Consider the following 26,349-nt stretch of genomic DNA (forward strand, 5'->3'; position numbering starts at 1 on the left):
CGGGTGGCCGCCCTCCTCGCCCCGCCGCCGGCCCCGCACGGCTGGCCGCCGGTCCGCACCCCCGCCGGCCTCGCCCTCCGGTGCGCGGTGGCCGGGGTCGCCGTCTCGGCGCTCGCCTCGGCGAACTCGGCGGTCGCGCTCTACGCGGTCCTCCGGGCCGCGACCCCGCTCTGACGGAGGCCGGTCAGAGGCCGAACTCGTGCGGGGGCAGGCCGAGCGCGAAGCACGCCTCGCGGACGACGGCCCGCTCGGCGGCGTCGAAGTGCCCGTCGGCGCCGCCGATGACGATGCCGATCTGGACCACGGCCCGGGCCTCCACCGGCTTCTTCCGCGTCCGGGCGACCTCCTGGAGGGCGGCGACCTTCCCGAAGTCGAGATCGGCGGCGAGCCGGCCCAGCCAGTCGTCGAAGCGCCGCTGGAGGTCGGCCGCGTCGAAGTTCCGCAGCACCTCGTCGGCGGCGATCAGCTGGGCCACGCGCCGCCGCTCGGCCGGGTCCACGGTGCCGTCGGCGGCGGTGACGAGCGCGCACAGGGCGATGCTCGCGTCCCGGAAGGCGCCGCTGGTCAGTTCGTTCTTCCGCGCGGCCAGCTGGGTCTGCACGGTCGCGGCGGACTCCTTGATCCGGTCCCACAGCGCCATCGTCGGCTCACACTCCCTCGGTCGAACTTCTACAGTGCTGTAGAAGTTACCAGTCCGAAAGCGCGCGGGAGGGAAGGGGGGAGGGCGGCAGGGGCGGTCGCACGCGCTCCGCGGTCCAGACCCCGGGCGATCCGGCGCCCGGCGGCCGCCGTACCCCCGCGGCGGTCACCGGGGCGCCCGGCGGGGTCACCCGATGGTGTGCACTCTTCCCGTGCGCCGGGGGCGCGCGCCTTCGAAGCGGTCCGGAGCCGGTGCGCCGGCTGCCTAGACTCCGCGCCCATGTCGCTCTGGCTGCTCAACCACTTCAGCTCCTTCTCCCTCGCCGTCCTCCTCGTCGGCGGCACCGTCGCGTTCGCCGTCGCGGGCAGCGTGCTGCTGCGCCGCCGCCATCCGTCGCTCGCCGAGGGGGAGCACAACGACATGGTCGGCGTGACCCTGGGGATGTTCGGCGCGATCTACGGGATCATCCTCGCCTTCGTCATCGTCACCCTCTGGACGCAACTGGAGAGCACCCAGACGATCGTGGCCGCCGAGGCCACCGACGTCGCCCTCATCGCCCGGGACGCCGCCGCCTTCCCGCCGCCCGTCCGCGCCGGCCTCGACGCGGCCCTGAGCGACTACGTCCACGCCGTCGTCGAGACGCAGTGGCCCCTGATGCGCGAGGGGGTGCCCCGGTACGGCGCCACCGAGCGCAGCCTCGTCGACGCCTTCGAGGTCCTCCAGGCCTACGACCCGAAGACCCCACGCGAGGAGGTCTTCTACGAGGAGGCCGTCGCCCACCTCAACGACGTGGCCGCGCAGCGCCGGGCCCGGATCACCATGGCCGAGCAGGAACTGCCCCCGCTCCTCCAGGTCCTGGCCTTCGGCGGCGCGCTCGTCCTCGTCCCGCTGACCTTCCTGTACGGCATGCGGCGGCTGCGGATCCAGCTCCTCTTCGTCGCCTCGGTCGCCGCCCTGATCGGCTTCAGCCTGCTCCTCGTGCTCGTCCTCGACCGCCCCTTCGCGGGCGAACTGAGCGTGAGCCCCGCCCCGTACAAGGAGGGGGCCCTGGCCCGCTACTGGGCGCCGTGAACCACCCGGACGGGCGCCCCCGGGTGGCCGGGCGCCGGCCCGTGCCGTCCCATGGCAGAGAACGTCCGCGCGGGCGGCGGGCCTTCCGCGCGGCGGGGAGGCCGGCGCGGCGGGAGGCGTGGTGGAGTGGAAGACCCGGGCGCGGGACCTCCGCGCCGGCGCCGAACGGCGCTTCCCGGTCCTCACCGAGCTGACCGCCCGGCTCGTCGACGGCAACCTCCTCGACGCCGGCACCCGCCTCGCCGCCCAGGCCTTCCTCGCCACGATCCCGCTCCTCTTCGCGCTCGCCGCCTTCGCCCCCGAGCCGGTGCGCGACCAGCTCCGCGAGTCCCTGCGCGCCGTCTTCGGCCTCACCGGCCCCGCCGACCAGGAGCTCCAGCAGGTCTTCGACACCTCCACCGCCTCCGGCGTCCGCGAGACCACCGGCGCCGTCGGCGTCCTGATCGCCCTGATCTCCGCCACCAGCTTCAGCCGCGCCATGGCCCGGGTCTGCGAGCGGGCCTGGGGCCTGCCCCGGGCCGGCACCCGGATCGCCGCCTGGCGGTGGGCGGTCTGGCTGCTCGCGCTCGTCCTCGTCCTCCTCCTCCAGGCCCCGATCCGGGACGGCTTCGGCGCCGGCGGCTGGCTGGGCCTGCCGCTCTCCTTCCTGGTCGGCACCGGCGTCTGGCTCTGGACCCAGCACCTCCTGCTCGCCAAACGCGTCCCCTGGCTGCCGCTGCTGCCCGGCGCCCTCCTCGGCGGCACCGCCACCACCGTCCTCGGGGTCACCGCCCGCTTCTACATGCCCGGCGCGCTCAACCGGGCCCTCGCCGAGTACGGCGCCCTCGGCCTGGTCCTCACCATGCTGTCCTGGCTGATCGTCGTCTGCGCCGCGCTGACCTTCGCCTTCACCATCGGAGCCGTACTCGCCCGCGAACCCCCGCTCGACCGCCTCCTCGGCACCGGCCGGCCCCACCCGGACCCGGACCCGGACGTCGACGACGCCGCCGCCGGTACCGGCGCGGGGCGGGCCTGACGGCGGTCAGGGGCCGCCCGGGCCCCGCGCGGGCGCGGTGCTGTCGCCCGGCACGAGGGCGGGCAGCAGCGGCCGGGGGCGCGGGCCGGGCGGGGCCGCCGAGGCGGCGGCGCTCAGGGCGAGGTCGACGGCGCGGCGGGCCATCTCCCGCTTGGGCAGGACCACGCTGGTGAGGAGCGAGCCGGAGAGCAGGCCGGCCGGGGCGTCGTCGTACGCGACCACGGACAGCCCGCCGGGGACGGTGCGGCCCAGCGTCCGGGCGGCCTCCACCGCGGCGACCGCCAGGACGTCGTGGGTGGCGAAGAGGGCCGTGGCGTCCGGGCGGGCCCGCAGCGCGTCGAGGGCCACGGCGAGACCGCCGGCGAAGGTGGGCTCGGCCGCCGTCCGCACGGCGTCCTCGGGCAGCTCGACGCCGTCCTCGCGGAAGGCCCGCCGGAAGCCGGCCGTGCGGACGGTGTGCGCGGGGCTGGCGAGGACGAGGACCCGCTCGTGGCCGAGCGCCCGCAGGTGCCGCCCGGCGAGGTGCCCGCCGTGCTCGTAGTCGACCGTGACGACCGGGAAGCCGTCCGGCAGCGCGGCCTCCCAGGCGCACAGCACCACGGGGAAGCGGACGTCCGCGAGGAGCGGCAGGTGGCCCGTCAGGCCCTGGTCGCCGGCGATGAGGAGGGCGTCCACGGACCGGGCGGCCAGGGCGGCCAGGTGGCGCCGGGCCCGTTCGCCGTCGAGCCGGGTGGTGCACAGCAGCAGCCGGTACCCCCGCTCCTCCAGGGCGTCCTCGACCTCCTCGACGACGTCCGCGTAGAACGGCGCGGAGACCGTCGGCACGAAGAGCCCGACGGTGCGGCTGCTGCCGGTGGCGAGCGAACGGGCCACCAGGTTGGGCACGTACCCGAGTTCGGCGATCGCGGCGCGGACCCGCGCCTCCGTGGCCGGGCGGACCGCCACCCGCCCGGTGACGACGTTGGAGACGGTCTGCTTGGTGACGCCGGCCCGCTCCGCCACGTCCTGCATGGTGACCATGACGCCCCCGTCGTACCCGCCCCACCCGCCGCTCACGCCCGGCTGGCAACGTAACCGGGCCCCCACCTGCGGTCAAGGCGTCCGGCCCCGCCTCCCGGGGGCCCGCCGTCCCGTCAACTCGCCCGGAACGAAAGGGAGTCGGCAGCCGCAAGGCTCTTGTTTTACCGGTCAAATGCGCCCTAGGGTCCGAGCCGTCAGCGGCTCGGCTCCTCCACCCAGGGAGTACTCGTGCACCTTCCGCGCAGCAGATTCGTGAGCACGCTCGTCGCGGCGGCCCTCGCCGTCTCCGGCGGCGCGGCCCTCGCCGCCCCGGCCCCCGCCCCGCCTCCCGCCCCCGCATCCGCGTCCGCCACCTACACGGTCACCGTCGGCGCCAAGGGGTCCTGGACCCGCCCCGACGACACCCCCGCCAGTCCGTACATCGACAAGGACGGCACCTTCTACTACCAGCAGGCCCACGCGCTCTACGGGGCGGACGACCCCCGCAAGTGGACCTTCTACACCGGCACCGACTTCGACTCCGCGAACCGCTCCGGCGCGATCAGCGACGCCGTGAACCCGGCGAACCCCGCCGACCGCAACAACGACACCACCTGGCGCTGCGACAACAGCGTCACCGGCGTGGAGTCCACCCCGGCCCCCGCGGGCAGCGGCTACGCCCACCGCAACTACTGCGACCTGACCGGGATGTGGGTCGACCCCGACACCGGCGACTGGTACGGCCTGGTCCACAACGAGTTCACCCCGCAGCCCTTCGCCGACGGCATCCACTACGACGGCATCGACTACGCCGTCTCCACCGACCAGGGCCGCACGTGGACGATCAAGGACCACGTCATCACCTCGCCGTACAGCACGAAGCGCGGCGACACCGCAGCCTTCCCGCAGCAGACGTACCACTACGGCACCGGCGACCCGCGGCTCTTCGTGGACACCGCCTCCGGGTACTTCTACGTCTTCTACGGCTCCCGGATCGTCAACAAGGGCGGCGGCTGGGCCGCGTTCTACGGGCACGTCGCCCGCGCCCCCATCTCCGGCAAGATGGCGCCCGGTTCGTGGCGCAAGTGGTACGACGGCGCCTGGACCCAGCCCGGCGTCGGCGGCCGCGAGTCCACCATGGTCCCGGTCGGCACCGGAGGCACCGGCGCCACCACCGGCTACGTGCCCAAGGAGAAGGAGTACGACCCCGCCGCCGCCGGCACCGTGAGCCAGCAGGTCGCCGCCGGACTGACGCCGGCCACCTCCCCGCTCTTCGTCATGGACGTCACCTACAACGCCTACCTCGGCCTGTACGTCGGCGAGCCGCAGAACGTCGACCAGAGCGGCAACGCCCCGCAGGAGCTGTACGCCACCGCCGACCTGACCACCCAGAAGTGGTTCCGGCTCGGCGACACCGGAAGCTACCGGACGGCCTCCTGGTACCGCTGGTTCCTCGACCCCGGCAACCGCACCGCCTCCGGCATCGTCGGCAAGGACTTCCGCGCCTACTGCTCCTTCGGCTGCTCCGGCGGCGCGAGCGGTGAGTACGTGAACATCGGTGTCGGCACGAACGAGCCCGCCGCCCCCGTCGACACCAGCAGGACGTACCGGATCTCCAGCGCCGGCGGCCGCGTCCTCGCCCAGGTCCAGGGCGGCACCGCCACCACCTCGACGGCCGCCGCCACCGGCTCGGCCCTGGAGACGTGGACCTTCACCGCGAAGGGCGACGGCTCCTACCGCATCGCCAACACGGCCACCGGCGGCCTCCTCGGCGTCGCCTCCACCGGCCCCGCCACGCGCGCCTGGGGCACGCGGCCCACGGTCGCCCCGGCGGCCCCGGGGCCCGGCCAGGACTGGTGGCTGATCCGCGGCGCCTCCGCCGCCGACAACACCCCCACCGGCGCCTACAAGCTGGTCAACCGGTACAGCGGCCTCGTCCTCGGCCTCTCCGCCGCCCCGGCCCGGCCCGCCGAGACCACGCCCGCCCGCAGCTGGACCGACACCACCGGCTCCCCCGTCGGCGCCGGCCGCACCCCCGCCGAGCAGGCCCTGACGCTCACCCCGGTCGGGACGGCGCCCGTCCTCGACGGCGTCCGCACCCTCACCACCGGCGGCCGGGCCCTCGACGTCCCGGACAGCTCGCCCGCCGACGGCACCCAGCTCGTCACCTGGACGCCGAACGGCGGCGCCAACCAGAAGTGGACCCTCACCCGCCGGAGCGACGGCGGCTACGAGCTGCGCAACAACTCCTCCGGCAAGTGCGCCGACATCGAGAACGGCTCCACCGCCGCGGGCGCCCGCGTCATCCAGTGGACCTGCCACGGCGGCGCCAACCAGCGCTGGGCCCTCACCCGGCTCCCCGACGGCGCCCACACCCTCGCCTCGGTGGGCAGCGGCCTCCTCATGACCACGGCCTCCACCGCGAACGGCGCCAAGGTCACCCAGCAGCCGGACACCGGCAGCCCCCTCCAGCGGTGGACGGTCGGCTGACGGAGGAACCGCGGGGCGACGGAGGCGACGGGGTCAGAGCGCGACGACCGTCGCCTCCGTCGCCTTGACACTGGTCCAGACGGGCACCCCGTCGGCGAGGCCGAGTTCGGCGGCGGCCTGCGGGGTGATCTCGGCGACGAGGTCGGGGGCCTCGTCGGAGGTGACGAGGACGCGCAGGCGGCTGCCGCTGGCGGTGATCTCGCGGACGGTGCCGGGCCAGACGTTGCGGGGGCTGCCCGCGGGCCTCTCGCGGTGCACGGAGACCGCCTCGGGCGCGACGATCGCGAGGGCCGGGGTGCCCGGCGGCGGCGCCTCGGCGGCGACCAGGACGCCGCCGCCGTCGAGGGCGAGGCCGTCGGCGGCGGCGGTGCCCGGCCAGGCGTTGCGGCCGAGCATGCGGGCCACCCACGGGGAGCGGGGGTGGCGGGTGACCTCGGCGGGGGTGTCCTCCTGGAGGGCCCGGCCGTCGTCGAGGACGAGGACGCGGTCGGCGAGGGAGACAGCCTCGACGGGGTCGTGGGTGACGATGAGGCAGACGCCGCCGAAGCCGGCCAGGTGGGTGCGGAGGGTGTGCCGGACGTGGGCGCGGGTGGTCTGGTCCAGGGCGGCGAGCGGCTCGTCGAGGACGAGGAGCCGGGGGCGGGCGGCCAGCGCGCGGGCCAGGGCGACCCGCTGGGCCTGCCCGCCGGAGAGCTGGGCGGGCTTCCTGTGCCCCAGGTGACCGACGCCGAGGCGGTCGAGCCACGACTGGGCCTCGCGCCGGGCCTCGGCGCGCGGCACGCCCTGGGCGCGGAGCCCGTAGGCGGTGTTGGCGAGCGCGGTGAGGTGGGGGAAGAGGGCGCCGTCCTGCGGCACCCAGGCGACCCGGCGGCGATGCGGGGGCAGGGCGGTGACGTCGGTGCCGCCGAGGGAGAGGTCGGCGTGGGCGCGGGGGGTGAGACCGAGGAGGGCCCTGAGCAGGGTGGTCTTCCCGGCGCCGTTGGGTCCGACGACGGCGATGGTGGTGCCGGGTTCGGCGGCGAGGGTGAGGCGGGTGAAGCCGGTGACCTCGGCGCGCAGCGCCCAGCGGCCGCCGGACGGGGCGGGCGCGGCGGCGACGGCCGGCGGGGGCTCCGCCGCGGGCGGCTCCGCCACGGGGGCGGCGCGCCGGTTCCGGTCCGCCGGGGTGCCCGTCCACCGGCCGCGCAGGGCGATGAGCACGCCCATGGCGATGGCGAGGAGCAGCAGCGAGACGGAGGTCGCCGCTTCGGGTTCGTCCTGGAGGAGCAGGTAGACCCGGAGCGGCAGGGTCTGGGTGGTGCCGGGCAGGTTGCCGGCGAAGGTGATCGTGGCGCCGAACTCGCCCAGCGCCCGCGCCCAGGTCAGGGCCGCGCCCGCGAGGACCCCGGGCGCCACCATCGGCAGCGTGACGGTGAAGAAGACCCGTACCGGCGAGGCGCCCAGCGAGGCCGCCGTCTCCTCGTACCGGGGGCGCAGACCGCCGAGCGCCCCCTCCAGGCTGATGACGAGGAAGGGCATGGCGACGAAGGTCGCGGCGAGGACGGCGCCGGAGGTGTGGAAGGGGAGCGTGATGCCGAAGGTGTTCTCCAGCCACGGTCCGAGCAGGCCGCGCCGGCCGAAGGCGAGGAGCAGGGCGACGCCGCCGACGGTCGGCGGCAGCACCATGGGCAGCAGGACGAGCGAGCGGACGAACGCCTTGCCGGGGAACGGCACCCGGGCCAGCAGCCAGGCCAGCGGCACGCCGAGCAGCAGGGAGAGCCCCAGCGCCCAGAAGGACACCACCAGCGACAGCCGCAGCGCCTCGGCCGTGCCCGGCGACGTCAGGTGGTCGCCGAGCGAGCCCCATTCGGTCCGCGCCAGGATGCCGATCAGGGGGAGCGCCAGGAACGCCACGGCCAGCAGCGCGGGCAGCGCCAGCGCGAGGGGCGGCCGGGTGCCGGAGGCCGTACGCGCGCCCGTCCGTTTCATCGCCGTCCCCGCTCTCCCCGTTCCCCGTCGCTTCCCCGTCGTCCTCACGGCTTCTGGAAGCCGGCGTCCCGGAGGATCCCCTGGCCCTCGGGCGAGGAGAGCCAGGCGACGAAGGCGGCGGCGGCCCCGGCGTTCCCGGAGTCCTTCAGGGCGGCGGCCGGGTACTGGGCGACGGCGTTCTGCGCGTCGGGGATCTCGACGGCGTCGACCTTGTCCTTCGCGCTCTCGGCGTCGGTCCGGTAGACGAGGCCGGCGTCGGCCTCGCCCATCTCGACCTTGCTCAGCACGGCGCGGACGCTGGGCTCCTCGGAGACCGGCCTCACGGCGATCCCCTGCGCGTCGAGGATCTTCCGGCTGTACTTGCCGGCGGGGACCTCGGGCGCGGCGAGGACGACCTTCAGCCGGGTGTCCGCCAGGTCCTTCAGCTCATCGACCTTGAAGGGGTTGCCCTCGCCGGTGGCGATGACGAGCCGGTTCTTCGCGATGACCACCGGCGCGGTCGTGTCGGCCCGCACCTTGTCCATGCTCTTGGTGTCGGCGGTCACCAGGACGTCGGCGGGCGAGCCCTGCGAGACCTGGGCGACGAGCTCCTGCGAGCCCGCGAAGGAGAACGTCAGCCTCGTGCCGGGGTGGGACCGCTCGTACGCGGCTCCGGCGGTCTTGAACACGTCGGTGAGGGACGCGGCGGCGAGCACGGTCAGCTTCGTCGTCGGCGCGGAGCCGGACGGGCCGGGCTCGCCCTCGGTGCCGCCGTCCGCGCAGGCGGCGAGCGGCGCGAGCAGGGCGGCGGCGAGCACGGCGCCGGCGGCGCGGCGCGCGGCGGTGCGGCGGCCGGCGGGGGTGAGGTCGCGGGTGCGGGACATGCGGGCTGATCTCCTCGGGGGAGGGGGCGGAAGGCGTGTGCGGGTCAGGTGCGGTCGATGTGCACGCTGGTCGACTTCACGCGGGCGGTGGCCTGCACGCCGACTTCCAGTCCCAGCTCCTCCACGGCCTCCCGGGTCAGCAGGGAGACCAGGCGGTGCGGACCGGCCTGGATGGTGACCTGGGCGGCGACGTCACCGAGCTTGATCGCCGTGACGATCCCCGGGAACGCGTTGCGCGCCGAGGTGTACGGGGCGTCCTCCTCGGCCTCGCTCTGCGCGAGCTCCACGGAGAACGCCGCCAGCGACCTGCCGTCGATGACGCGCCGGCCGCTCTCGTCGCGGTGGGTCGCGATCCGGCCGGCGTCCGCCCAGCGCCGCGCGGTGTCGGGGCTGACGCCGAGCAGCCGGGCGGCCTGTCCGATGGTGTAGGACTGCATGTGCGTCACCGTAGATCCTTTCTCCTGGCACCTGCAACAAGACTGTGGGTATCTCCATGGCGGATGCGAGGGAGCTCGGAGGAAGTGACGAAAGGGGGTCTACGCGGGTCGCGCGGAGCGAGGCGTCCGGCCGTTCGAGCCGTGCATCTACGATGATCCGACCCGCACGACCCTCGTGGATGCGAGGGCGGACCCCTGCCCGCGACGCGCCGACCGCGCAAGGAGCCCCGTATGTCTGTCGACCACCTCCTCCCGGCGTGCGCGGCCGCGGCCGGGGAGCTCGCGGCGGCCCTGGCCGCGCCCGTCGTCGACACCGCCCGGCTGCGGAGCGCCCTCGCCGCCTGCGGACTGGGGGAGGCCGCGGCGTACACGGTCGTCGTCGCCGCCCCGGCGCCGGGCGGGGGCCCGGGGGAGGCCGTCGCCGCGCTCGCCGGGGCGCTGGACCACCTGCCGGGCGCGGCCCGCGCCGTCGCCGAGGGGCCCGGCGGCGAGGCGACGGCGGTCGTGGCCCGCGGGGCGGACGCCGGGTACGACGTACGGGCCCGGCTCGGCGAGGTGTGGCCGCTGCTGCGGGCCCGCGGCCCCGAGGCCGCCCCGTACGCGGGGGTGAGCTGTCCCGTCGACGCCCCGGAGCGGCTGGGCGCCGCCTTCGCCCAGGCCCGCCACGCCCTGGCCGCGGCCCGCGCCGCGAGCCCCGCCGAGCCCCGGGTGGCGGGGCTCGGCGACCTCGACGGGCTGGGGATGCTGCTGGCCGGCGTCCCCGCCGGCGTACGGGACGCGTACCGCGCGACGGTCCTGGGGCCGCTCCTGGGCGCCGGACGGGGATCGGGGGCGATGCTCCTGGAGACCCTGGGGGCCTTCCTGGCCCACGACTGCTCCTGGTCGAGGACGGCCGAGGCGCTGCGCGTCCACGTCAACACCGTCCACTACCGCGTCGGGCGGATCGAACGGCTCACCGGCCGGGACCTGTCCCGCCTCGACCACCGCGCGGACCTGTACGCGGCGCTGCTCTGCCGCTGACGGCGCCCCCTCCCGCACCGCGCCGGGGGACGGGCCGCGACGGAGCGCCGTTCCCGGCGCGGATGACCGAGCGCGCCGCCGCCGGTCACGCGCCGACCGCTTCTCCGTCCCCGGCCGCCCCGGCCGCCTCGCGCGCGATCCGGTCGAACTGGGCGCCCATCGCGGCGGCGAGGGCCTGCGCGGCGGAGAGCGGCCGGACCATGACGGTGAAGTCGTCGATCTTCCCCTCCTCGTCGAAGTGGAGGAGGTCGCAGCCCTGGATCTGCCGCCCGTCGACGGTGGCGGTGAAGACGAGGGCGTGGTCGCGGCCGTTGGGGTCCGCGATCTCGCGGACGTACGCGAAGTCCTCGAGGACCCGCATCACGCCGCGCAGGATCGCGGCGGTGAGGGCCTTCCCCGGGTACGGCTTGAAGGCGACCGGGCTGGTGAGGACGACGTCGTCGGCGAGGAGGGCCTCGATGGCGGCCTCGTCACGGTTTTCGACCGCCGTACGGAACGGGTGCACAGGACCACCTCTAGTCAACGATTTGAATAAGTGCATCGGAGCGTAGGTCGATGAGGTGCCGTTGTCCATACCTCCGCGCGCGTACGCGTCCCCGGGGAGGGGAACGTTTCCGGCCGGGTCTTCCGCCGCCGGAACCGGTCGCGTGGGATGGTCCGGAGAAGACGTGCGGTACGAGGTGTGAGGGGGTGCGCCGTGGGGCGCGTCACGAAGAGGCAGTGGTGGGCGGGGGCGGCGGTCGTGACCGCGGTCGTCGTGGCGGCCGGGCTGGTGTGGTTCAAGCCCTGGGCGCTGTGGGTGGACGAGACCGTCCACGAGGCGCTGCCGTCCGCGGCCGCGCCGACCGGGACGCGGACGGCCCCCGCGGACCCGTCCCCCTCCGCGGCGGCCACGCCGTCCACGGCGCCCGCCGCCCCGGCCACCGTGGCCCGGGGCTCGTTCATCAGCCACGAGCACGCGACGACCGGCACGGTGAGGATCGTCCGGCTCGCCGACGGCACCCACACGCTCCGGCTCGAAGGGCTCGACACGAGCAACGGCCCCGATCTGCGCGTGTGGTTGAGCGACGCGCCGGTGAAGGAGGGGAGGGCCGGCTGGGGCGTCTTCGACGACGGGAAGTACGTCGACCTCGCCAAGCTCAAGGGCAACAAGGGCGACCAGAACTACCCGCTGCCGGCGGACCTCGACCTGTCGGCCTACACGAGCGTGAGCATCTGGTGCGACCGCTTCGACGTCTCGTTCGGCGCCGCGGAGATCGTCCGCGCCTGACGCCGTACGCGGGCGGGGTCGGGATGCCCGGGCCCGACGCCCGCGCGCGAGGGGCGGGTTCCGCACCCGCGAGCGCGCCGGCGGCCGGCCCCCGCCCCCGGCCGGTCCCTCGTCGGCGGAGGCCGCGAAGACCTCCGCCGAGCCGTGAGGCACCGTCCGCTACAGCCAGTCCTTCCGCTTGAAGACCACGTACAGGCTCGTGCACACCACCGCCATCAGCAGCACCGCGAACGGATAGCCGCCCGCCCAGTGCAGCTCCGGCATGTGGTCGAAGTTCATGCCGTAGATCGTTCCCACCAGGGTGGGGGCGAAGAGGATGGCGGCCCACGAGGAGATCTTCTTGATCTCCTCGTTCTGTTCGAAGCCGGCTTCGGCCAGGGCCCGCATCTCCGCGTTCTGCTGCTGGGTGACGAGGGTCGCGTTGACCGTGAGGATCTCGGTGAGGGCCTGGCGGAAGCCGTCGACGCGCTCGCTGGTGTGGGTGACGTGGTCGGCCACGTCGCGGAGGTAGCGCTGGAGTTCCTCGTCGGTGCCGTACTTGGCGAAGCCGGCCATCAGGCCGTGGAGCATGCCGACCAGGGGACGGGTGGCGCGCTGGAACTCGACCATCTCGCGGGAGAGTTCGTAGATGCGGCGGGAGACCGCGGGGTCGCCGCCGAAGACCTCGGTCTCGATCTCGTCGATGTCGTTCTGGACGCCCGCCACGACCGGCGCGTAGCCGTCGACGACCGCGTCCAGGATGGCGTACAGGACGGCCTCCGGGCCCAGGGACAGGAGGCCCGGGTCCTCCTCCATGCGGCGGCGGACCGCCGAGAGGTCCGGGGCCGCGCCGTGGCGGACCGTGATGAGGAAGTCGGGGCCCACGAAGACGTGGAGCTCGCCGAAGTCGACCTCCTCCTGGGCGTCCAGGTAGCGGGCCGCGCGCAGGACGACGAAGAGGGTGTCGCCGTACCGCTCCAGCTTGGGGCGCTGATGGGCCTCCAGGGCGTCCTCGACCGCGAGTTCGTGGAGGTCGAACTCGGCCGCCAGCGAGTGGAGTTCCTCCTCCGTCGGGCGGTGCAGGCCGATCCACGCCATGCCGTCCGGGTGTTCGCGCAGCTGCCGGTACGTCTCCGCAAGCGTCCCCGGCGACGCGACCCTGCGGCCGCCGCGGTACAGGGTCGCCTGGATCACGCTCGGGCCCTCGGGGGAGGACTCCGGGGGCGCGGGTGCCGGGGACGGCTCCGGGCGGCGGCGCCAGGCCGCGCGGGGGCGGCGGTCGGACACGTGAAGTACCTCCGTCGGGTGCGGGTCCCTCCGGATCCTTCTGGATCTCCGAAGGGGGATGAGAAGGATATATGGGTGGTAATGGGGGCGCAGGGGGAGGGGTGGGGAGGGGGAGGGGGAGGGGAGAGAGGGAGGAGCGGAGGGGTGATCGGCGGGGTGCGGTCCCATGAGGACAGTTTCCGTCCTCATTCCCTTGTAGCGTCCCCGCATGGACTCCCTTCCCCCCGTCTCGCGCCGCGCCCTGGGGCGGGCGACCCTCGCCCGCCAGCTGCTCCTCCGGCCCTCGCCGCTCGGGCCCGAGGAGGCCGTCCACCACCTGGTCGGACTCCAGGCCCAGAACACCAAGCCCCCGTACTACGCCCTCGCCGCCCGCCTCGACGGCTTCCGGCCCGAGCGGCTCTCCTCGCTCATGGAGTCCCGGGCCGTCGCCCGGATGGTCTCCCTGCGGTCCACCGTCCACACCCACACCGCCCGCGACGGCGTCGCCCTGCGCCGGCTCGTCCAGGCCGGGGCCGTCGACCGGGAGCTGCGGGCGTTCCGCAAGGGCCTCGTCGGCGTCGACCTCGACCGGCTCGCCGCCCTGGCGACCGCGTACGTCGAGGAGCGGCCCCGCACCCCGAAGGAGCTGCGGGTCCGCCTGCTCCGGGAGTGGCCGGACGCCGATCCCCAGGCCCTCACCGTCGCCGCCCGCTGTCTGCTGCCGCTGGTGCAGGTCACCCCGCGCGGGCTGTGGCGGCGCTCCGGGCAGGTCGCGCTCACCACCGCCGAGGCGTGGTTCGGCGGGCCCGACGACGGGGCGGCCGCGATCGACGAGACCGTGCTGCGCTACCTCGGCGCCTTCGGGCCCGCCTCCGTCAAGGACATGCAGACCTGGTGCGGGCTGACCCGGCTGCGGCCCGCCTTCGAACGGCTCCGGCCCCGGCTGCTCACCCTCCGGGACGAGGACGGCACCGAACTCTTCGACCTGCCCGACGCGCCCCGCCCGGACGAGAACGTCCCCGCCCCGCCCCGCTTCCTGCCCGAGTACGACAACCTGCTGCTCTCCCACGCCGACCGGCGCCGCGTCGTCCCCGAGGCGTACCGGACCCGCGTCTGGACCGGCAACCAGGCCCACCGCACCTTCCTCCTCGACGGACTCCTCGCCGGGATCTGGCACCTGGAGGAGACCGCGGCACGCACCACCCTCACCGTCGAGCCCTTCGGCCGGATCACCCGCGCCGACCGCGCCGCGCTCACCGCGGAGGCCGAACGGATCCTCCGCCTCACCGTGCCCGACGGCGGCGCGTACGACCTCGCCTTCCGCGCGTAGCACGGACCGCTCCGGCGGCGCGCCCGGCCGTCACGCCCGGCACGGACCGGCTGTGGCGGCGCGCGCCCGTCACGCCCGGCACGGACCGCTCCGGTGGTGCGCCCGCCCGTCGCGCCCGGTACGGGCCGCTCTACGGCAGCGCGCCCGCCCGCCGTGCCGCCACCACCGCCTCCAGACGGGTGTGCGCGCCCAGTTTCCGCATCGCCGAACGCAGATAGCCCTTGACGGTCTCCGGGCGCAGCCCGAGGCGCCGGGCCGCCGCCGCGTTCGTCGCGCCGGAGGCGACCGCCGCCAGGACGTCGGTCTCGCGCGGGGTCAGCGCCACGCCCGGGACCGGCGCCGGCCGGCCGCCCGCCGTCTCCAGCCGGCCGCAGACGGCGAGCAGCCGGGCCCGCAGCTCCGGGTCGGCGACCTGCGGGGCGAGGGCCCGCAGCTCGCCGTGGGCGCGCCGGACCTCCTCCCACGACGGGCCGGGCGCCTCCGCCGGCTCCGCCAGGCGCCGCACCTCGTCCCGTACCGCCAGCGCCTGCTCCACGTCCCGGGCCGCCGCCACCGCCGCGTCGAAGACCCGCTCGCCGAGCGGCAGCGCGTCGCGCAGCGCCCCGTACAGCACGCCGCGCACCTGCCGCCGGACGACCACCGGCACCGCGATCACCGACCGCAGGCCCTCCGCCGACACCGGCAGGTCGTACTCGTGGGTGATGTGCCGGGCCACCGGGTAGTCGGTGACCGCGCACGGGCGGGCCAGCGCCAGGCACTTCCCGCCCAGGCCGTTGCCGGGGGAGACCGCCAGGCCCCGGAGCGCCGGGGTCACCGCCCCGTGCAGCTCGGCGATCCGCAGCGGCCGGCCGCCGTCCGGCACGAGGCCGCCGAAGACCACGGGCAGCCCGCTGCCGCGCCGCAGCCGCAGCAGCGCGGCCCGCAGCTCCACCGCTTCGATCCGCTCGGACACGGAGAACTCTCCTTCACCCACTCCATCACCCCCGAACGGGGGTAGTGAGACCTGGGTCACCGATTACACGATGGGCGGGACCGGTCCCGCAACGAGGAGGACACATGACGGCTACCAGCGCGACCGAGGAGTTCCGGACCGCCCGGGACTTCCTGCTCCGGCACCGCGAGGACTACGCGGCGGCGTACGAGGGTTTCGCCTGGCCCCGTCCCGACCGGTTCAACTGGGCGCTGGAGTGGTTCGACGTCATCGCCGAGGGCAACGACCGCACCGCCCTGCACATCGTCGAGGAGGACGGCTCCGAGGCGAAGGTGAGCTTCGCGGAGATGTCCGCCCGCTCGAACCGGGTCGCGAACTGGCTGCGCGCCCAGGGCGTCCGCGCCGGCGACCGGATCATCGTGATGCTGGGCAACCAGACCGAGCTGTGGGAGACGATGCTCGCCGCGATGAAGCTGCGCGCCGTCGTCATCCCCGCCACCCCGCTCCTCGGCCCCGCCGACCTCCGCGACCGGGTGGAGCGCGGCCGGGCCCGGCACGTGATCGCGCGCGCCGAGGACACCGCCAAGTTCGACGACGTCCCCGGCGACTACACCCGCGTCGCGGTCGGCGGCGACGGGGTGACCTGGCTGGGGTACGAGCACGCCGCCCACGCGTCGGAGGTCTTCGAGCCCGACGGCGGCACCTCCGCCCACGACACGCTGATGCTCTACTTCACCTCCGGCACCACCGCCCGCCCCAAGCTCGTCGAACACACCCACCTCTCCTACCCGGTGGGCCATCTGGCGACGATGTACTGGATCGGGCTCAAGCCCGGCGACGTGCACCTCAACATCTCCTCGCCGGGCTGGGCCAAGCACGCCTGGTCCAACCTCTTCGCCCCCTGGAACGCCGAGGCGACCGTCTTCATCCACAACTACACCCGCTTCGACGCGGGCCGGCTCATGGCCGAGATGGAACGGCACGGCGTCACCTCCTTCTGCGCCCCGCCCACCGTGTGGCGGATGCTCATCCAGTCCGACCTGAGCCGGCTGACCACCCCGCCGCGCGAGGTGGTCGCCGCCGGCGAGCCGCTGAACCCCGAGGTCATCGAGGCGGTCCGGCGCGCCTGGGGCGTCACCATCCGCGACGGCTTCGGGCAGACCGAGACCGCCGTCCAGGTCTCCAACAGCCCCGGCCAGCGCCTCAAGGAGGGCTCCATGGGCCGTCCGAGCCCCGGCTACGCGGTCACCCTGGTCGACCCGGTCACCGGCCGCCCGGACGCCGACGAGGGCGAGATCTGCCTCGACCTGTCCGTCAACCCCGTGGGCCTGATGACCGGTTACCACGGCGACCCGGAGAAGACGGCGGAGGCGATGGCCGACGGCCACTACCGCACCGGCGACATCGCCAGGCGCGACGAGGACGGCTACCTCTTCTACGTGGGGCGCGGGGACGACGTCTTCAAGGCCAGCGACTACAAGATCAGCCCGTTCGAGCTGGAGAGCGCGCTCCTGGAGCACGAGGCCGTCGCCGAGGCCGCCGTCGTCCCCGCGCCCGACCCGCTGCGGCTCGCCGTCCCGAAGGCGTACGTCGTCCTCGCCGAGGGCTTCAAGCCGGACGCCGAGACCGCCCGGTCCCTCTTCGCCCACTCGCGGGCCGTGCTCGCCCCGTACAAGCGGGTCCGCCGCATCGAGTTCGCCGAACTGCCCAAGACCGTCTCCGGCAAGATCCGCCGGGTCGAGCTGCGCCGCCTCACCGCCGAAGGGGCCTCCACCGGCCCGGAGTTCACCGAAGGGGACCTGGCATGACGGAGACCGGGCTCAGCTACGCGCACGGGGTGTCGGACACCCCGCTGCTCGGCGACACCATCGGCGCCGACCTCGACCGGGCCGTCGCCACCTGGCCCGACCGGGAGGCCCTGGTCGACCTCGGGGACGGACGCCGCTGGACCTACGCCGAGTTCGGCGCCGACGTCGACCGGATCGCCGGGGCGCTGCTCGGCAGCGGCGTCCGCAAGGGCGACCGGGTCGGCATCTGGGCGGTGAACCGCGCCGAATGGGTCCTCGTCCAGTACGCGACCGCCCGCGTCGGCGCCGTCATGGTCACCATCAACCCGGCCTACCGCGCCCACGAACTCGCCTACGTCCTGCGCCAGTCGGGGATCTCGCTGCTCTTCGCCTCGCTCTCCCACAAGACCAGCGACTACCGGGCGATGGTCGACGAGGTGCGGGGGGAGTGTCCGGAGCTGCGGGAGGCGGTGTACTTCGGCGACGCGAGCTGGGAGGAGTTCGCGGCCCGCCCGTCCGGCGGGCTCGTCCCCGAACCGCTCGCCGCCGACGAGCCGGTCAACATCCAGTACACCTCGGGCACCACCGGCTTCCCGAAGGGAGCCACCCTCTCCCACCACAACATCCTCAACAACGGCTACTTCGTGGGCGAGATGATCGCCTACACCGAGCGGGACCGGATCTGCGTGCCCGTCCCCTTCTACCACTGCTTCGGCATGGTGATGGGCAATCTGGCGGCCACCTCGCACGGCGCCTGCATCGTGATCCCGGCCCCCTCCTTCGACCCGGCCGCGACCCTCCGCGCCGTCCAGGAGGAGCGCTGCACCTCCCTGTACGGCGTGCCGACCATGTTCATCGCCGAGCTGAACCTCCCGGACTTCGCGACGTACGACCTCTCCTCCCTCCGCACCGGCATCATGGCGGGCTCGCCGTGCCCGGTGGAGGTGATGAAGCGGGTGGTCGCGGAGATGAACATGGCCGAGGTGTCGATCTGTTACGGCATGACGGAGACCTCGCCGGTCTCCACCCAGACCCGCCGCGACGACGACCTGGAGCGCCGCACCGGCACGGTCGGCCGGGTCATGCCGCACGTCGAGGTGAAGGTGGTCGACCCGGCCACCGGCCTCACCGTCCCGCGCGGCACCGCGGGCGAACTGTGCACCCGCGGCTACGGCGTGATGCTCGGCTACTGGGGCGAGCCGGCGAAGACGGCCGAGGTCGTCGACGCCGGCCGCTGGATGCACACCGGCGACCTGGCGGTGATGCGGGAGGACGGCTACGTCCGGATCGTCGGCCGCATCAAGGACATGATCATCCGCGGCGGCGAGAACGTGTACCCGCGCGAGATCGAGGAGTTCCTGTACGGGCACCCCAAGATCGCCGACGTGCAGGTCGTCGGCGTCCCCGACGAGCGGTACGGCGAGGAGATCCTGGCCTGCGTGATCCCCCGCGACCCGGCCGACCCGCCGACCCCCGACGAACTCGCCGCCTTCTGCCGCGACCGCCTCGCCCACTACAAGGTCCCGCGCCGCGTCGAGATCCTCTCCGAGTTCCCCATGACGGTGAGCGGCAAGGTGCGGAAGGTCGAACTGCGCGAGCGGTACGGAGCCTAGACCGGGTCCCGCGTCAGGTCGCGGCGCATGCAGACGCGGGGCCAGGCCGCCAGGCCGTGGGCGGCCTCGGCCCGGCCGATGGCGCGCAGCCCGTCGGTGAGGGCCGGGTCCTCGTCGGCGAGGGGGCGGAAGCCGAGGCGGGCGTAGTACGGGGCGTTCCACGGCACTTCGGCGAAGGTCGTCAGGGTCAGGGCCGTCAGGCCCTCCCGCCGCGCGACCTCGGCCAGGTGCTCGATCAGCGCCCGGCCGACGCCCCGGCGGGCCGCGGCCGGGTGGACGGAGACCTGCTCGATGTGGGCGGCGCCGTCCACGGTGTCCGCGAGCAGGTAGGCGACGGGACGGTCGGCCCCGTCGACCGCCACCCACGCCCGGCCCGCCGCGCGGTAGCCCTCCAGGACGTCCAGCGACGGGGGTTCGTCGTCGGCGATCGCCGCCATGCCGAGGGTGCGGAAGGGTTCGCCCGCCGCGCGCTCGATGGACCGGAGCAGCGGGAGTTCGGACGGTGCGACGGCTCGGATGCGCATACGCCAGTATGGCCCGCCGCCTCCGGGGGCGTGCCGCCGAGGCGGCGCGGCTCCGGCGCGACGACCACCAGGCGAGGGCGGTGAGGGCGAGCGCGACGGCCACCAGGACCCCGGCCGTCGTCCGGAAGGCCGCCGGCCAGGCCGCGGCGCCGGGCTCCGCCGTCCCGCCGCCGGGGGAGAGCCGCGCGTACAGGACGAGCCCGGTGAGCGCGACGCCGAGCGCGCCCGCCGCCTCCTGCGCCGTCCCCAGCACCCCCGCCGCCGTGCCGGTCAGCCGCGCCCGCACCCCCGCGAGGGCGGACGACGTGAGCGGCGCCATCAGCAGCCCCATGCCGGTCCCGGTCACCGCGAGGCCCACGACCAGCCCGACCGGCACCCCCGTCGGCCCCACCGCCGCCGCCGACCGGCCGACCAGCGCGAGCCCCGCCGCGAGCACCGCCCCGCCCAGCACCGGCAGCCGGCCGCCGAACCGTCCCGTGAGCCGCCCGGTCAGCAGCGAGGCGGGCAGGAAGGCGGCGTTGAGCGCCATGCTCACCAGGCCCGCCGTCGCCGGCGCCAGGCCCCTCCCCTCCTGGAGGAAGAGCGCCAGGGCGTACGTCAGGCCGGCGGAGCCGCCGTACAGCAGGACGACCGCCACCACGCCCCGGGCGAACCCCGGCTCCCGGAAGACCGCCGGGTCGAGCAGCGGACCGCGCCCCGCCGCGGCCCGGCGCCGCTGGTGCGCGGCGAACCCCGCGAACAGCGGCAGGGAGAGGCCCAGGCTCAGCCACGTCCAGGCCGGCCAGCCCGCCTCCCGCCCCACCACCAGCGGCAGCACCAGCGCCACGAGGCCGGCCGCCGACAGCAGCGCCCCGACCGGGTCGAGCCCCCGGCCCCGCCCCCGGTCCCGCGCCGCGCGCCCGGCCGGCAGCAGCCCCACCAGGGCGAGCGCGAGCCCGCCGAGCGGCACGTTGACGAGGAAGCAGGCCCGCCAGCCGAGCCCGCCCGGATCCATCCCGAGCAGCAGCCCGCCGACGGCCTGCCCGCTCGTCCCGGCGACCCCGACGGTCGCCCCGTACCAGGCGAAGGCACGCGCCCGGGCGTCTCCCGGGTACAACTCCTTGATCAGGGACAGGACCTGAGGGGCCATCAGGGCGGCCCCCGCGCCCTGCGCGATCCGCCCGGCCACCAGGATCCCCGGCCCGGCCGCCAGGCCGCACAGCGCGGACGCGGCCGTGAAGAGCGCGAGTCCGGCCGCGAAGACGCGCCGCGGCCCGTACAGGTCGCCCAGCCGCCCCGCGGTGATCAGCCCGATCGCGTACGCGAGCCCGTACCCGACCAGGACGGCCTGGAGGGCGGCCGGACCGGCGCCGAGGTCCTGCCGGGTGGCCGGCGCCACCGCGTTCACGATGAAGAAGTCCAGGGTCGTCATGAACACCGCGGCGAGCAGCACCGGCAGGGCGAACCGGCGGCCCCGCCCCGCGGTCCGGGCGGCGGCGTCCGTTCCCGCGTGGGGGGCGGTGGCGATGGCGGTGTCGGGGCGGGCGGCGGGCGGCATGCGGGTCTCCTGACCGGGGGCGCGGGGAAGGGGCGGGACGTACGGGGGCGGGGCTCCCGGGGCGGCCGTGGAGGCCCGCTCCGGAAGCCCCGCCCGGGGGTGTCGGCTCAGTGGCCGACCGGCACGTGCGCCTTCCGCTCCTGTGCCGGCAGCTCCTCGCCGGAGGCGGCTCCCGCCCGGCCGGTGCGGTGGAGCAGCAGGAGCAGGGCGGTGCCCAGGCCGGCCAGGGCGAAGACGGCGGTGGCGAGGAAGCCGGCCCGGAAGCCGTCGTTCAGGCCCGCCGGGTCCGTGCCGGTGGCGTGGGCGAAGGCCACCGAGGAGGCGATCGCGATGCCCAGCGCGGCGCCGATCTGGAAGACCGCGTTGTTGATGCCGGAGACCAGGCCGGACTCCTCGGGCTTGGCGCCGGTCAGCGAGGCGATCGACGCGGCCACGTTGGTGGAGCCGATGCCGGTGCCGAAGACGACCAGACCGAAGAAGAGGTCGCTCCAGTAGCCGCCGTTCGGGTCGATCCGGGTGAGCAGCAGCAGACCGCCGGAGAGCAGCGTCATGCCGACGACGGCGATCGGCTTGTAGCCGACCTTCGCCACCAGACGGGCGCTGACGTTGGCGCCGACGATCGACATCACGGCGTACACCGCGGTCGAGAGGCCGAACTGCACGGCGCTGTAGCCGAGCACCTGCTGGGCGTAGAGGGAGGTGATGAGCGCTCCGCCGTAGACCGCCATGGCGACGATGGCCATCAGGACGTTGCCGCCGACGACCGTCGGCGAGCGGAAGACGCCCAGCGGGACCAGCGGGGCCTTCGACCGGCGCTCGATGACGGTGAAGACGACGAGGAGCGCGGCGGCGGCGACCAGCATGCCGACGGTCCGGACGCTGCCCCAGCCGACGAGCGGGGCCTCGGAGACCGCGTAGACCAGGAGGGCGATCGCGGCGGTGACGGTGGCGGCGCCGGCCGGGTCGAAGCGGCGCCGGCCCGGACGGACCGGGGTCTCCTCGAGCAGGCGCGGCCCGAGGACCAGCACCGCGAGGACGACCGGCACGTTGATGAAGAAGACCCACGGCCAGCCGAGGCCGTCGGTGATCGGGCCGCCGATGAGCAGGGCGGCGGTGGCGCCGAACGCGCCGACACCGGTCCAGATGCCCAGGGCCTTGTTGCGCTCCGGGCCCTCGGCGAAGGTGTGCATGAGCACGGCCATCGCGGTCGGCGTCATCACGGCGGCGGCGACGCCCTGGAGGACGCGGGCGGTGATCAGCACCTCGTCGCTCCAGGCCAGGCCGCACAGGACCGACGCGATGCCGAACAGGGCGGTGCCGTACAGGAACATCCTCCGGCCGCCGAGCAGATCGGCGGTCCGCCCGCCGAACATCAGCAGTCCGCCGAAGCTCAGCAGGTAGGCGCTCATCACCCACTGGACGCCGCCGGCCGCGAAGCCGAGCTCGCTCTCGATGGCGGGCAGCGCCAGCATGACGATCTGCGAGTCGACGATCACCATGAAGAACGAGGCCACCAGCAGGGTGAGCGCCCACCATCTGCTCCGGTCGGGCCTGTCGGGGCCCGCTGGCTCCTTCGCCGGCTTGCGGGCTCCGAGTCGTTCGGTACGCGTGGTGCGGGAGAGGTGTGACAAGGGGTGCTCCGTCCATGGATCCCCACGCGCCTCGCGGGGCGGGGGAGTTGACAGGTCCGAGCCGTTCTCCGCGGGCCGCGGCGGCTTCGCGAGAACCACTCTGGACCCCGCCCCTCACGGCGCTCTCACGGCGAACTCCCGCCCCGGGACGGGATTCTCACGGCCCCTCACGGACGCTCACAAAACCGTCGCACGGCCTCTCCCGGAGCCCCGGGCCGTCTCCCGTCCCGGCCGGCGGGAGCCGTGGGTTACTGTGCGGCCATGCGCTTCCGGGTACTGGGTCTGCTTGAGGTGTCGACCACGGACGGCAGACCCGTTCCGGTCACGGAACCCAAGGTCCGCGCCCTCCTGGCCGACCTGCTCCTCCACGCGGGCCGCCCCGTCCCCGCCCACCGGCTCGTCGACGACCTGTGGGGCGAGGAGCCGCCCGGCAGGCCCGCCGCGGCCCTCCAGACCAAGGTCTGGCAGCTCCGCCGCACCCTGGAGGCCGCGGAAGCCGGCGGTCGCGCCCTGCTCCTCTCCCGCGCCCCCGGCTACCTCCTCGACGTACCCCCGGACCGGATCGACGCCGGGCGCTTCGCCGACCTCGCGGCCCGGGCCCGCGCCGTCGCCGAACCGGCCGCCCGGCTCGCCCTCCTCACCGAGGCCCTCGCCCTGTGGCAGGGCCCCGCGTACACCGAGTTCGCCCACGAGGACTTCGCCCGGCAGGCCGCCCGGCGGCTGGAGGAACAGCGGGTCTCCGTCCTGGAGGAGCAGGCCGACGCCCGGCTGGCCCTCGGCGAACACGACGCGCTCGCCGACGAGCTCGTCGGCCTCGTCGCCGCCCACCCCCTGCGGGAACGCCTCCACGGCCTCCACCTGCGCGCCCTGTACCGGGCCGGCCGTCAGACCGAGGCCCTCGACGGCTACGAGCGGCTGCGCACCCGGCTCCGCGACGAACTCGGCATCGACCCCGGCCCCGAACTCACCGCCCTCCACGGGGCGATGCTCCGCCAGGACCCCGCCCTCGCCGCGCCGCCCATACCGACCCCCGCCGCCCCGGCCGGACCGCTCCCCGGCTCTCCGTCCCCCCAGCCCTCTCCGGCCGTACCGCTCCCCGCGGCCACCCCGCCGGAGACCCCCGCGCACGCCCCCGAGCCCCCCGCCCCCACCCGGCCCGCCGGCAATCTGCCCGTGCCCCTCACCGACCTCGTCGGCCGTACCGGTGACCTCGCCGAGCTCCGGGCCCTGCTGTCCGACGCGGCCTCCCGCAGCCGGCTGATCACCCTCACCGGCCCCGGGGGCGTCGGCAAGACCCGTCTCGCCCTCGAAGCGGCCGCCCGGAGCGCGGGCGACTTCCCCGACGGCACCTGGCTCGTCGAGCTCACCACCCTCACGGCCGCTCCGGCTCCTCCGGCCGCTCCGGCCGCCCCGGACGGCGCCGCCCACCTCGTCGCCGCCACCCTCGGCATGCGCGACGACACCGGTCCGGACGCGGGGCCGGACGGCGGCGCCGGCTCGCCCGCCGAGCGCCTCGCCGCCGCCCTCGGGCCCCAGCGGGCCCTGCTCCTGCTGGACAACTGCGAGCACGTCGTCGACGGCGTCGCCGCGCTCGTCGGCACCCTCCTCGCCCGCGCGCCCCGGCTGCGGATCCTCGCCACCAGCCAGGAACCCCTCGGCATCGCGGGCGAGATCCTCCGCCCGGTCGCGCCCCTCGACCTCCCCGGGGCCGGGGAGACCGGGCCCGACGGCCTCCACCGGGCCGACGCGGTACGGCTCTTCGTCGCCCGGGCCCGGGCCGCCGACCCCCGCTTCGCCCTCACGGAGGCCAACGCCCCGGCCGTCGCCGCCCTCTGCCGCCGCCTCGACGGCATCCCCCTCGCCCTCGAACTCGCCGCGACCCGCGTCCGCACCCTCGGCGTCCAGGAGCTCGCCGCCCGCCTCGACGACCGGTTCCGCCTCCTCGCCGCCGGCGGCGGCCGCCGGGACGTCCCGGCCCGCCAGCGGACCCTGCGCGCCGTCATCGACTGGAGCTGGGAGCTGCTGACCGCCCCCGAGCGGGCGGTGCTCCGCAGGATCGCCGTGCACACGGACGGCTGCTCCCTCGACGCCGCCGAGGCCGTCTGCGCCGGGGGCGAGGTCGACGGGGCCGAGGTGCTCGACCTCCTCGCCCGCCTCGTCGACCGCTCCCTCGTCGTCGCGGCCGACACCCCCGGCGGCGTCCGCTACCGGCTGCTCGAATCGGTCGCCGCGTACGGGCTCGAACGCCTCGACGAGGCGGGGGAGACCGAGGCCGTACGGCTCCGCCACGCCCGCCACCACCTGGCGCTCGCCGTGGCCGCCGCCCCCTTCCTGCGGGGCGGGGAGCAGCGCGTCCGGCTCGAACGGCTCGACGCCGAGGCCGGGAACCTCCGCGCCGCGCTGGAGACCTTCGTCCGCCGCGGCGCGGCCGACGAGGCGCTGCGGCTCGTCCTCGCCCAGTCCTGGTACTGGTTCCTGCGCGGCCGGCTGGGCGAGGCGGTGCGCGCCTTCGACGCGGCCCTGGCCGTCCCGGCCGACGGGGCCGCCGGGTGCGCGGCCCGCCGGGCCGACGCCACCGTCCACCGCGCCGCCTTCGCCCTCCACTCCGGGGACGCCGACGGAGCGGCGGCCGCCGCGGCCGCCTTCCCGCTGGTCGACGGCATCACCGACCCCCGCGACCGCGCCCACGCGCTGTGGCTGCTCTCCTTCACCCTGTACGGCTCCGGGGACGTCGCCTCCAACCAGGACCGGGTCGACGCCGCCCTGGCCGCCTTCGACGAGCTGGGCGACGCCTGGGGCAGGGCGGCGGCGCTCTCCCTGCGGGCCGGCCACCGCCTGCTCCTGGGCGAGCTGCCGGACGCGGCGCGGGACGCGGAGACCGCCCTCGGGCTCTTCCGCGACCTCGGCGACCGCTGGGGCCAGCTCAGGGCCGGCGACACCCTCGCCACGCTCGCCGAGATCGGCGAGGACTACGACGGGGCCGCCCGGCTGCACCGGGACGGACTGCGCATGTCCGAGGAGCTCGGCCTGTGGACCGACCTCTCCTACAAGTGGTCCGGCCTCGGCCGGATCGCCCTGCTCACCGGCGCGTACGCCGACGCGCGCCGGTTCCACGAGCGCGGACTGCGCCTCGCCACCGAGCAGGCCCACAAGCGCGGCGAGCAGTTCGCCGAGACGGGCCTCGCGCTGGTCGCCCGCCGGGAGGGGCGCCTGGACGACGCCGAGGCGCACCTGACGCGGTGGACCGCGTGGCTGCGCGCCGTGTACGGCGGCCCCGGGACCGCGCTGGTGATGGCCGAGCTCGGTTTCGTCGCCGAGCAGCGCGGCGACGCGGCCACCGCCCGCGCCCGGCACCTCGCCGGTCACGCCGCGGCCCGCGAGGCGGGCGACCCGCGGGCGCTCGCCCTCGCCCTCGAAGGGCTCGCGGGCGTCGCCGTCCTGACGGGGGACCACGCCCGCGCGGCGCGGCTGCTCGGCGCGGCGGCCGCGGCCCGCGCCTCGGTGGGACGGCCGCTGCCCCGGAGCGAGAGCGGCGACGTCGACCGGATCGGCGCCGCCGCCCGCGCCGCGCTCGGCGAGAGCCGCTATCGGGCCGAGGTCACCGCGGGCCGTGCCCTCGCGCCCACCGACCCGGCGCTCCTGGCCGGCTTCTGACGCCGGGCCGGGGCGGGGGCGCGTCCCGGCGGCCGAGCAGGCCCCCGTCGCGGGAGAAGCGGGGCAGGAACAGGGCGAGGGCCGGGTCTCCGTACAGCGCCACGTACAGCTGGACCAGGCGTCCGTCCGTCACCTCCCGCCGGTGGGCGGGCAGCGGGTGCCGCTCCCGCAGCTCGGCCAGGAGCCGCCGCGCGGCCCGGGTGGCCGGCGGCAGCCGCCGCCCAGGCCGGCGTGGCCGACGATCTCGCCGGGCCGCAGGGCGAGGTCGAGGGGGGCGAACTCGCCGTCCCGGGTGAGGCCCTCGATCCGGAGGACGGGGTCCCG

The 26,349-nt window shown here is 75.6% G+C and carries 21 protein-coding genes and 1 pseudogene; 10 read left to right on the plus strand and 12 right to left on the minus strand.

The window, feature by feature from the left end; all coding sequences use genetic code 11:
- Positions 1–184: 184 nt before the first annotated feature.
- Positions 185–640, minus strand: a complete 456-nt coding sequence (locus AB0E83_RS29975) for a TerB family tellurite resistance protein (protein WP_362118704.1) — start codon at positions 638–640, stop codon at positions 185–187.
- Positions 641–919: 279 nt separating this feature from the next.
- Here AB0E83_RS29975 and AB0E83_RS29980 point away from each other — a divergent pair, with 279 nt between their 5' ends.
- Positions 920–1,711 carry a DUF4239 domain-containing protein gene (locus AB0E83_RS29980; RefSeq protein WP_362118707.1) on the plus strand — a complete coding sequence of 264 codons (792 nt, stop codon included), beginning with the start codon at positions 920–922 and terminating at the stop codon, positions 1,709–1,711.
- Between the two features lie 121 nt (positions 1,712–1,832).
- Positions 1,833–2,726: a YhjD/YihY/BrkB family envelope integrity protein gene (locus AB0E83_RS29985; protein WP_362118710.1), complete on the plus strand. Its 894-nt coding sequence runs from the start codon at positions 1,833–1,835 to the stop codon at positions 2,724–2,726.
- Positions 2,727–2,732: 6 nt separating this feature from the next.
- Here AB0E83_RS29985 and AB0E83_RS29990 read toward each other — a convergent pair whose 3' ends face one another.
- Positions 2,733–3,782 (minus strand): LacI family DNA-binding transcriptional regulator, encoded by a 1,050-nt coding sequence (locus tag AB0E83_RS29990; RefSeq protein ID WP_362118713.1) that lies wholly within the window; start codon positions 3,780–3,782, stop codon positions 2,733–2,735.
- A gap of 216 nt (positions 3,783–3,998) precedes the next feature.
- On the opposite strand from AB0E83_RS29990, the gene AB0E83_RS29995 reads away from it, so the two are divergent.
- On the plus strand, positions 3,999–6,215 hold the full coding sequence (locus AB0E83_RS29995; protein WP_362118716.1) for an RICIN domain-containing protein: 2,217 nt from the start codon (positions 3,999–4,001) through the stop codon (positions 6,213–6,215).
- Between the two features lie 33 nt (positions 6,216–6,248).
- On the opposite strand, the gene AB0E83_RS30000 is transcribed toward AB0E83_RS29995, so the two are convergent.
- Genes AB0E83_RS30000 through AB0E83_RS30010 form a run of 3 tightly spaced genes read right to left on the minus strand, consistent with a single transcriptional unit; the run spans position 6,249 to position 9,483 of the window.
- Entirely contained in the window at positions 6,249–8,183 is a 1,935-nt protein-coding gene (locus AB0E83_RS30000) for an ABC transporter permease (protein WP_362118719.1), read from the minus strand.
- A gap of 44 nt (positions 8,184–8,227) precedes the next feature.
- Positions 8,228–9,046, minus strand: a complete 819-nt coding sequence (gene modA / locus AB0E83_RS30005) for a molybdate ABC transporter substrate-binding protein (protein ID WP_362118722.1) — start codon at positions 9,044–9,046, stop codon at positions 8,228–8,230.
- Between the two features lie 44 nt (positions 9,047–9,090).
- Positions 9,091–9,483 carry a helix-turn-helix transcriptional regulator gene (locus AB0E83_RS30010; protein ID WP_362118725.1) on the minus strand — a complete coding sequence of 131 codons (393 nt, stop codon included), beginning with the start codon at positions 9,481–9,483 and terminating at the stop codon, positions 9,091–9,093.
- A 231-nt stretch (positions 9,484–9,714) separates the two neighbouring features.
- On the opposite strand from AB0E83_RS30010, the gene AB0E83_RS30015 reads away from it, so the two are divergent.
- Entirely contained in the window at positions 9,715–10,503 is a 789-nt protein-coding gene (locus AB0E83_RS30015) for a helix-turn-helix domain-containing protein (RefSeq protein ID WP_362118728.1), read from the plus strand.
- An 85-nt stretch (positions 10,504–10,588) separates the two neighbouring features.
- Here the strand turns inward: AB0E83_RS30015 and AB0E83_RS30020 are convergent, their stop codons facing one another.
- Positions 10,589–11,008, minus strand: coding sequence for a nuclear transport factor 2 family protein (locus AB0E83_RS30020; RefSeq protein WP_362118731.1), 420 nt, complete (start codon positions 11,006–11,008; stop codon positions 10,589–10,591).
- A gap of 192 nt (positions 11,009–11,200) precedes the next feature.
- Between AB0E83_RS30020 and AB0E83_RS30025 the strand changes: the two genes are divergently transcribed.
- Complete coding sequence (locus AB0E83_RS30025) at positions 11,201–11,773, plus strand: DM13 domain-containing protein (protein ID WP_362118733.1); 573 nt, start codon at positions 11,201–11,203, stop codon at positions 11,771–11,773.
- Between the two features lie 159 nt (positions 11,774–11,932).
- Here AB0E83_RS30025 and AB0E83_RS30030 read toward each other — a convergent pair whose 3' ends face one another.
- On the minus strand, positions 11,933–13,039 hold the full coding sequence (locus AB0E83_RS30030) for a magnesium and cobalt transport protein CorA (protein WP_362118736.1): 1,107 nt from the start codon (positions 13,037–13,039) through the stop codon (positions 11,933–11,935).
- A 208-nt stretch (positions 13,040–13,247) separates the two neighbouring features.
- Between AB0E83_RS30030 and AB0E83_RS30035 the strand changes: the two genes are divergently transcribed.
- Positions 13,248–14,348, plus strand: a complete 1,101-nt coding sequence (locus AB0E83_RS30035; RefSeq protein WP_362118739.1) for a winged helix DNA-binding domain-containing protein — start codon at positions 13,248–13,250, stop codon at positions 14,346–14,348.
- A gap of 130 nt (positions 14,349–14,478) precedes the next feature.
- Here AB0E83_RS30035 and AB0E83_RS30040 read toward each other — a convergent pair whose 3' ends face one another.
- On the minus strand, positions 14,479–15,300 hold the full coding sequence (locus AB0E83_RS30040; RefSeq protein WP_362118742.1) for a LuxR C-terminal-related transcriptional regulator: 822 nt from the start codon (positions 15,298–15,300) through the stop codon (positions 14,479–14,481).
- A 104-nt stretch (positions 15,301–15,404) separates the two neighbouring features.
- On the opposite strand from AB0E83_RS30040, the gene AB0E83_RS30045 reads away from it, so the two are divergent.
- The gene (locus AB0E83_RS30045) at positions 15,405–17,087 is read left to right on the plus strand and encodes an AMP-binding protein (protein WP_362118745.1); all 1,683 of its coding nucleotides are present in this window, start codon (positions 15,405–15,407) and stop codon (positions 17,085–17,087) included.
- Positions 17,084–18,679 (plus strand): AMP-binding protein, encoded by a 1,596-nt coding sequence (locus tag AB0E83_RS30050; RefSeq protein ID WP_362118748.1) that lies wholly within the window; start codon positions 17,084–17,086, stop codon positions 18,677–18,679. Before AB0E83_RS30045 ends, AB0E83_RS30050 begins: the two co-directional genes overlap by 4 nt.
- Here AB0E83_RS30050 and AB0E83_RS30055 read toward each other — a convergent pair.
- Together AB0E83_RS30055 and AB0E83_RS30060 are read right to left on the minus strand one after the other, a co-directional pair.
- The gene (locus AB0E83_RS30055) at positions 18,676–19,203 is read right to left on the minus strand and encodes a GNAT family N-acetyltransferase (RefSeq protein WP_362118751.1); all 528 of its coding nucleotides are present in this window, start codon (positions 19,201–19,203) and stop codon (positions 18,676–18,678) included. The two genes, AB0E83_RS30050 and AB0E83_RS30055, sit on opposite strands and share 4 nt — an antisense overlap.
- A gap of 61 nt (positions 19,204–19,264) precedes the next feature.
- Positions 19,265–20,590 (minus strand): annotated as a pseudogene (locus tag AB0E83_RS30060) (MFS transporter); the annotation flags it as partial.
- Between AB0E83_RS30060 and AB0E83_RS30065 the strand changes: the two are divergent.
- Complete coding sequence (locus tag AB0E83_RS30065) at positions 20,484–20,753, plus strand: hypothetical protein (RefSeq protein WP_362118754.1); 270 nt, start codon at positions 20,484–20,486, stop codon at positions 20,751–20,753. The pseudogene AB0E83_RS30060 and the gene AB0E83_RS30065 overlap by 107 nt on opposite strands.
- A 94-nt stretch (positions 20,754–20,847) precedes the next feature.
- On the opposite strand, the gene AB0E83_RS30070 is transcribed toward AB0E83_RS30065, so the two are convergent.
- On the minus strand, positions 20,848–22,371 hold the full coding sequence (locus AB0E83_RS30070; RefSeq protein WP_362118757.1) for an MFS transporter: 1,524 nt from the start codon (positions 22,369–22,371) through the stop codon (positions 20,848–20,850).
- A gap of 261 nt (positions 22,372–22,632) precedes the next feature.
- Between AB0E83_RS30070 and AB0E83_RS30075 the strand changes: the two genes are divergently transcribed.
- On the plus strand, positions 22,633–26,025 hold the full coding sequence (locus AB0E83_RS30075; RefSeq protein ID WP_362118760.1) for a BTAD domain-containing putative transcriptional regulator: 3,393 nt from the start codon (positions 22,633–22,635) through the stop codon (positions 26,023–26,025).
- Positions 26,026–26,154: 129 nt separating this feature from the next.
- On the opposite strand, the gene AB0E83_RS30080 is transcribed toward AB0E83_RS30075, so the two are convergent.
- Positions 26,155–26,349, minus strand: a 195-nt coding sequence (locus tag AB0E83_RS30080) for a hypothetical protein (protein ID WP_362118763.1), incomplete at its 5' end; no start/stop codon positions are given.

It is taken from the genome of Streptomyces sp. NPDC035033 (assembly GCF_040636735.1).
Classification (GTDB): domain Bacteria; phylum Actinomycetota; class Actinomycetes; order Streptomycetales; family Streptomycetaceae; genus Streptomyces.

What these genes read in the sequence shown, in the direction of transcription:
- AB0E83_RS29975 (WP_362118704.1), bottom strand. Translation starts at nt 640, where the DNA reads ATGGCGCTGTGGGACCGGATCAAGGAGTCCGCCGCGACCGTGCAGACC.
- AB0E83_RS29980 (WP_362118707.1), top strand. Translation starts at nt 920, where the DNA reads ATGTCGCTCTGGCTGCTCAACCACTTCAGCTCCTTCTCCCTCGCCGTC.
- AB0E83_RS30000 (WP_362118719.1), bottom strand. Translation starts at nt 8,183, where the DNA reads ATGAAACGGACGGGCGCGCGTACGGCCTCCGGCACCCGGCCGCCCCTC.
- modA (WP_362118722.1), bottom strand. Translation starts at nt 9,046, where the DNA reads ATGTCCCGCACCCGCGACCTCACCCCCGCCGGCCGCCGCACCGCCGCG.
- AB0E83_RS30010 (WP_362118725.1), bottom strand. Translation starts at nt 9,483, where the DNA reads ATGCAGTCCTACACCATCGGACAGGCCGCCCGGCTGCTCGGCGTCAGC.
- AB0E83_RS30015 (WP_362118728.1), top strand. Translation starts at nt 9,715, where the DNA reads ATGTCTGTCGACCACCTCCTCCCGGCGTGCGCGGCCGCGGCCGGGGAG.
- AB0E83_RS30035 (WP_362118739.1), top strand. Translation starts at nt 13,248, where the DNA reads ATGGACTCCCTTCCCCCCGTCTCGCGCCGCGCCCTGGGGCGGGCGACC.
- AB0E83_RS30045 (WP_362118745.1), top strand. Translation starts at nt 15,405, where the DNA reads ATGACGGCTACCAGCGCGACCGAGGAGTTCCGGACCGCCCGGGACTTC.
- AB0E83_RS30050 (WP_362118748.1), top strand. Translation starts at nt 17,084, where the DNA reads ATGACGGAGACCGGGCTCAGCTACGCGCACGGGGTGTCGGACACCCCG.
- AB0E83_RS30055 (WP_362118751.1), bottom strand. Translation starts at nt 19,203, where the DNA reads ATGCGCATCCGAGCCGTCGCACCGTCCGAACTCCCGCTGCTCCGGTCC.
- AB0E83_RS30075 (WP_362118760.1), top strand. Translation starts at nt 22,633, where the DNA reads ATGCGCTTCCGGGTACTGGGTCTGCTTGAGGTGTCGACCACGGACGGC.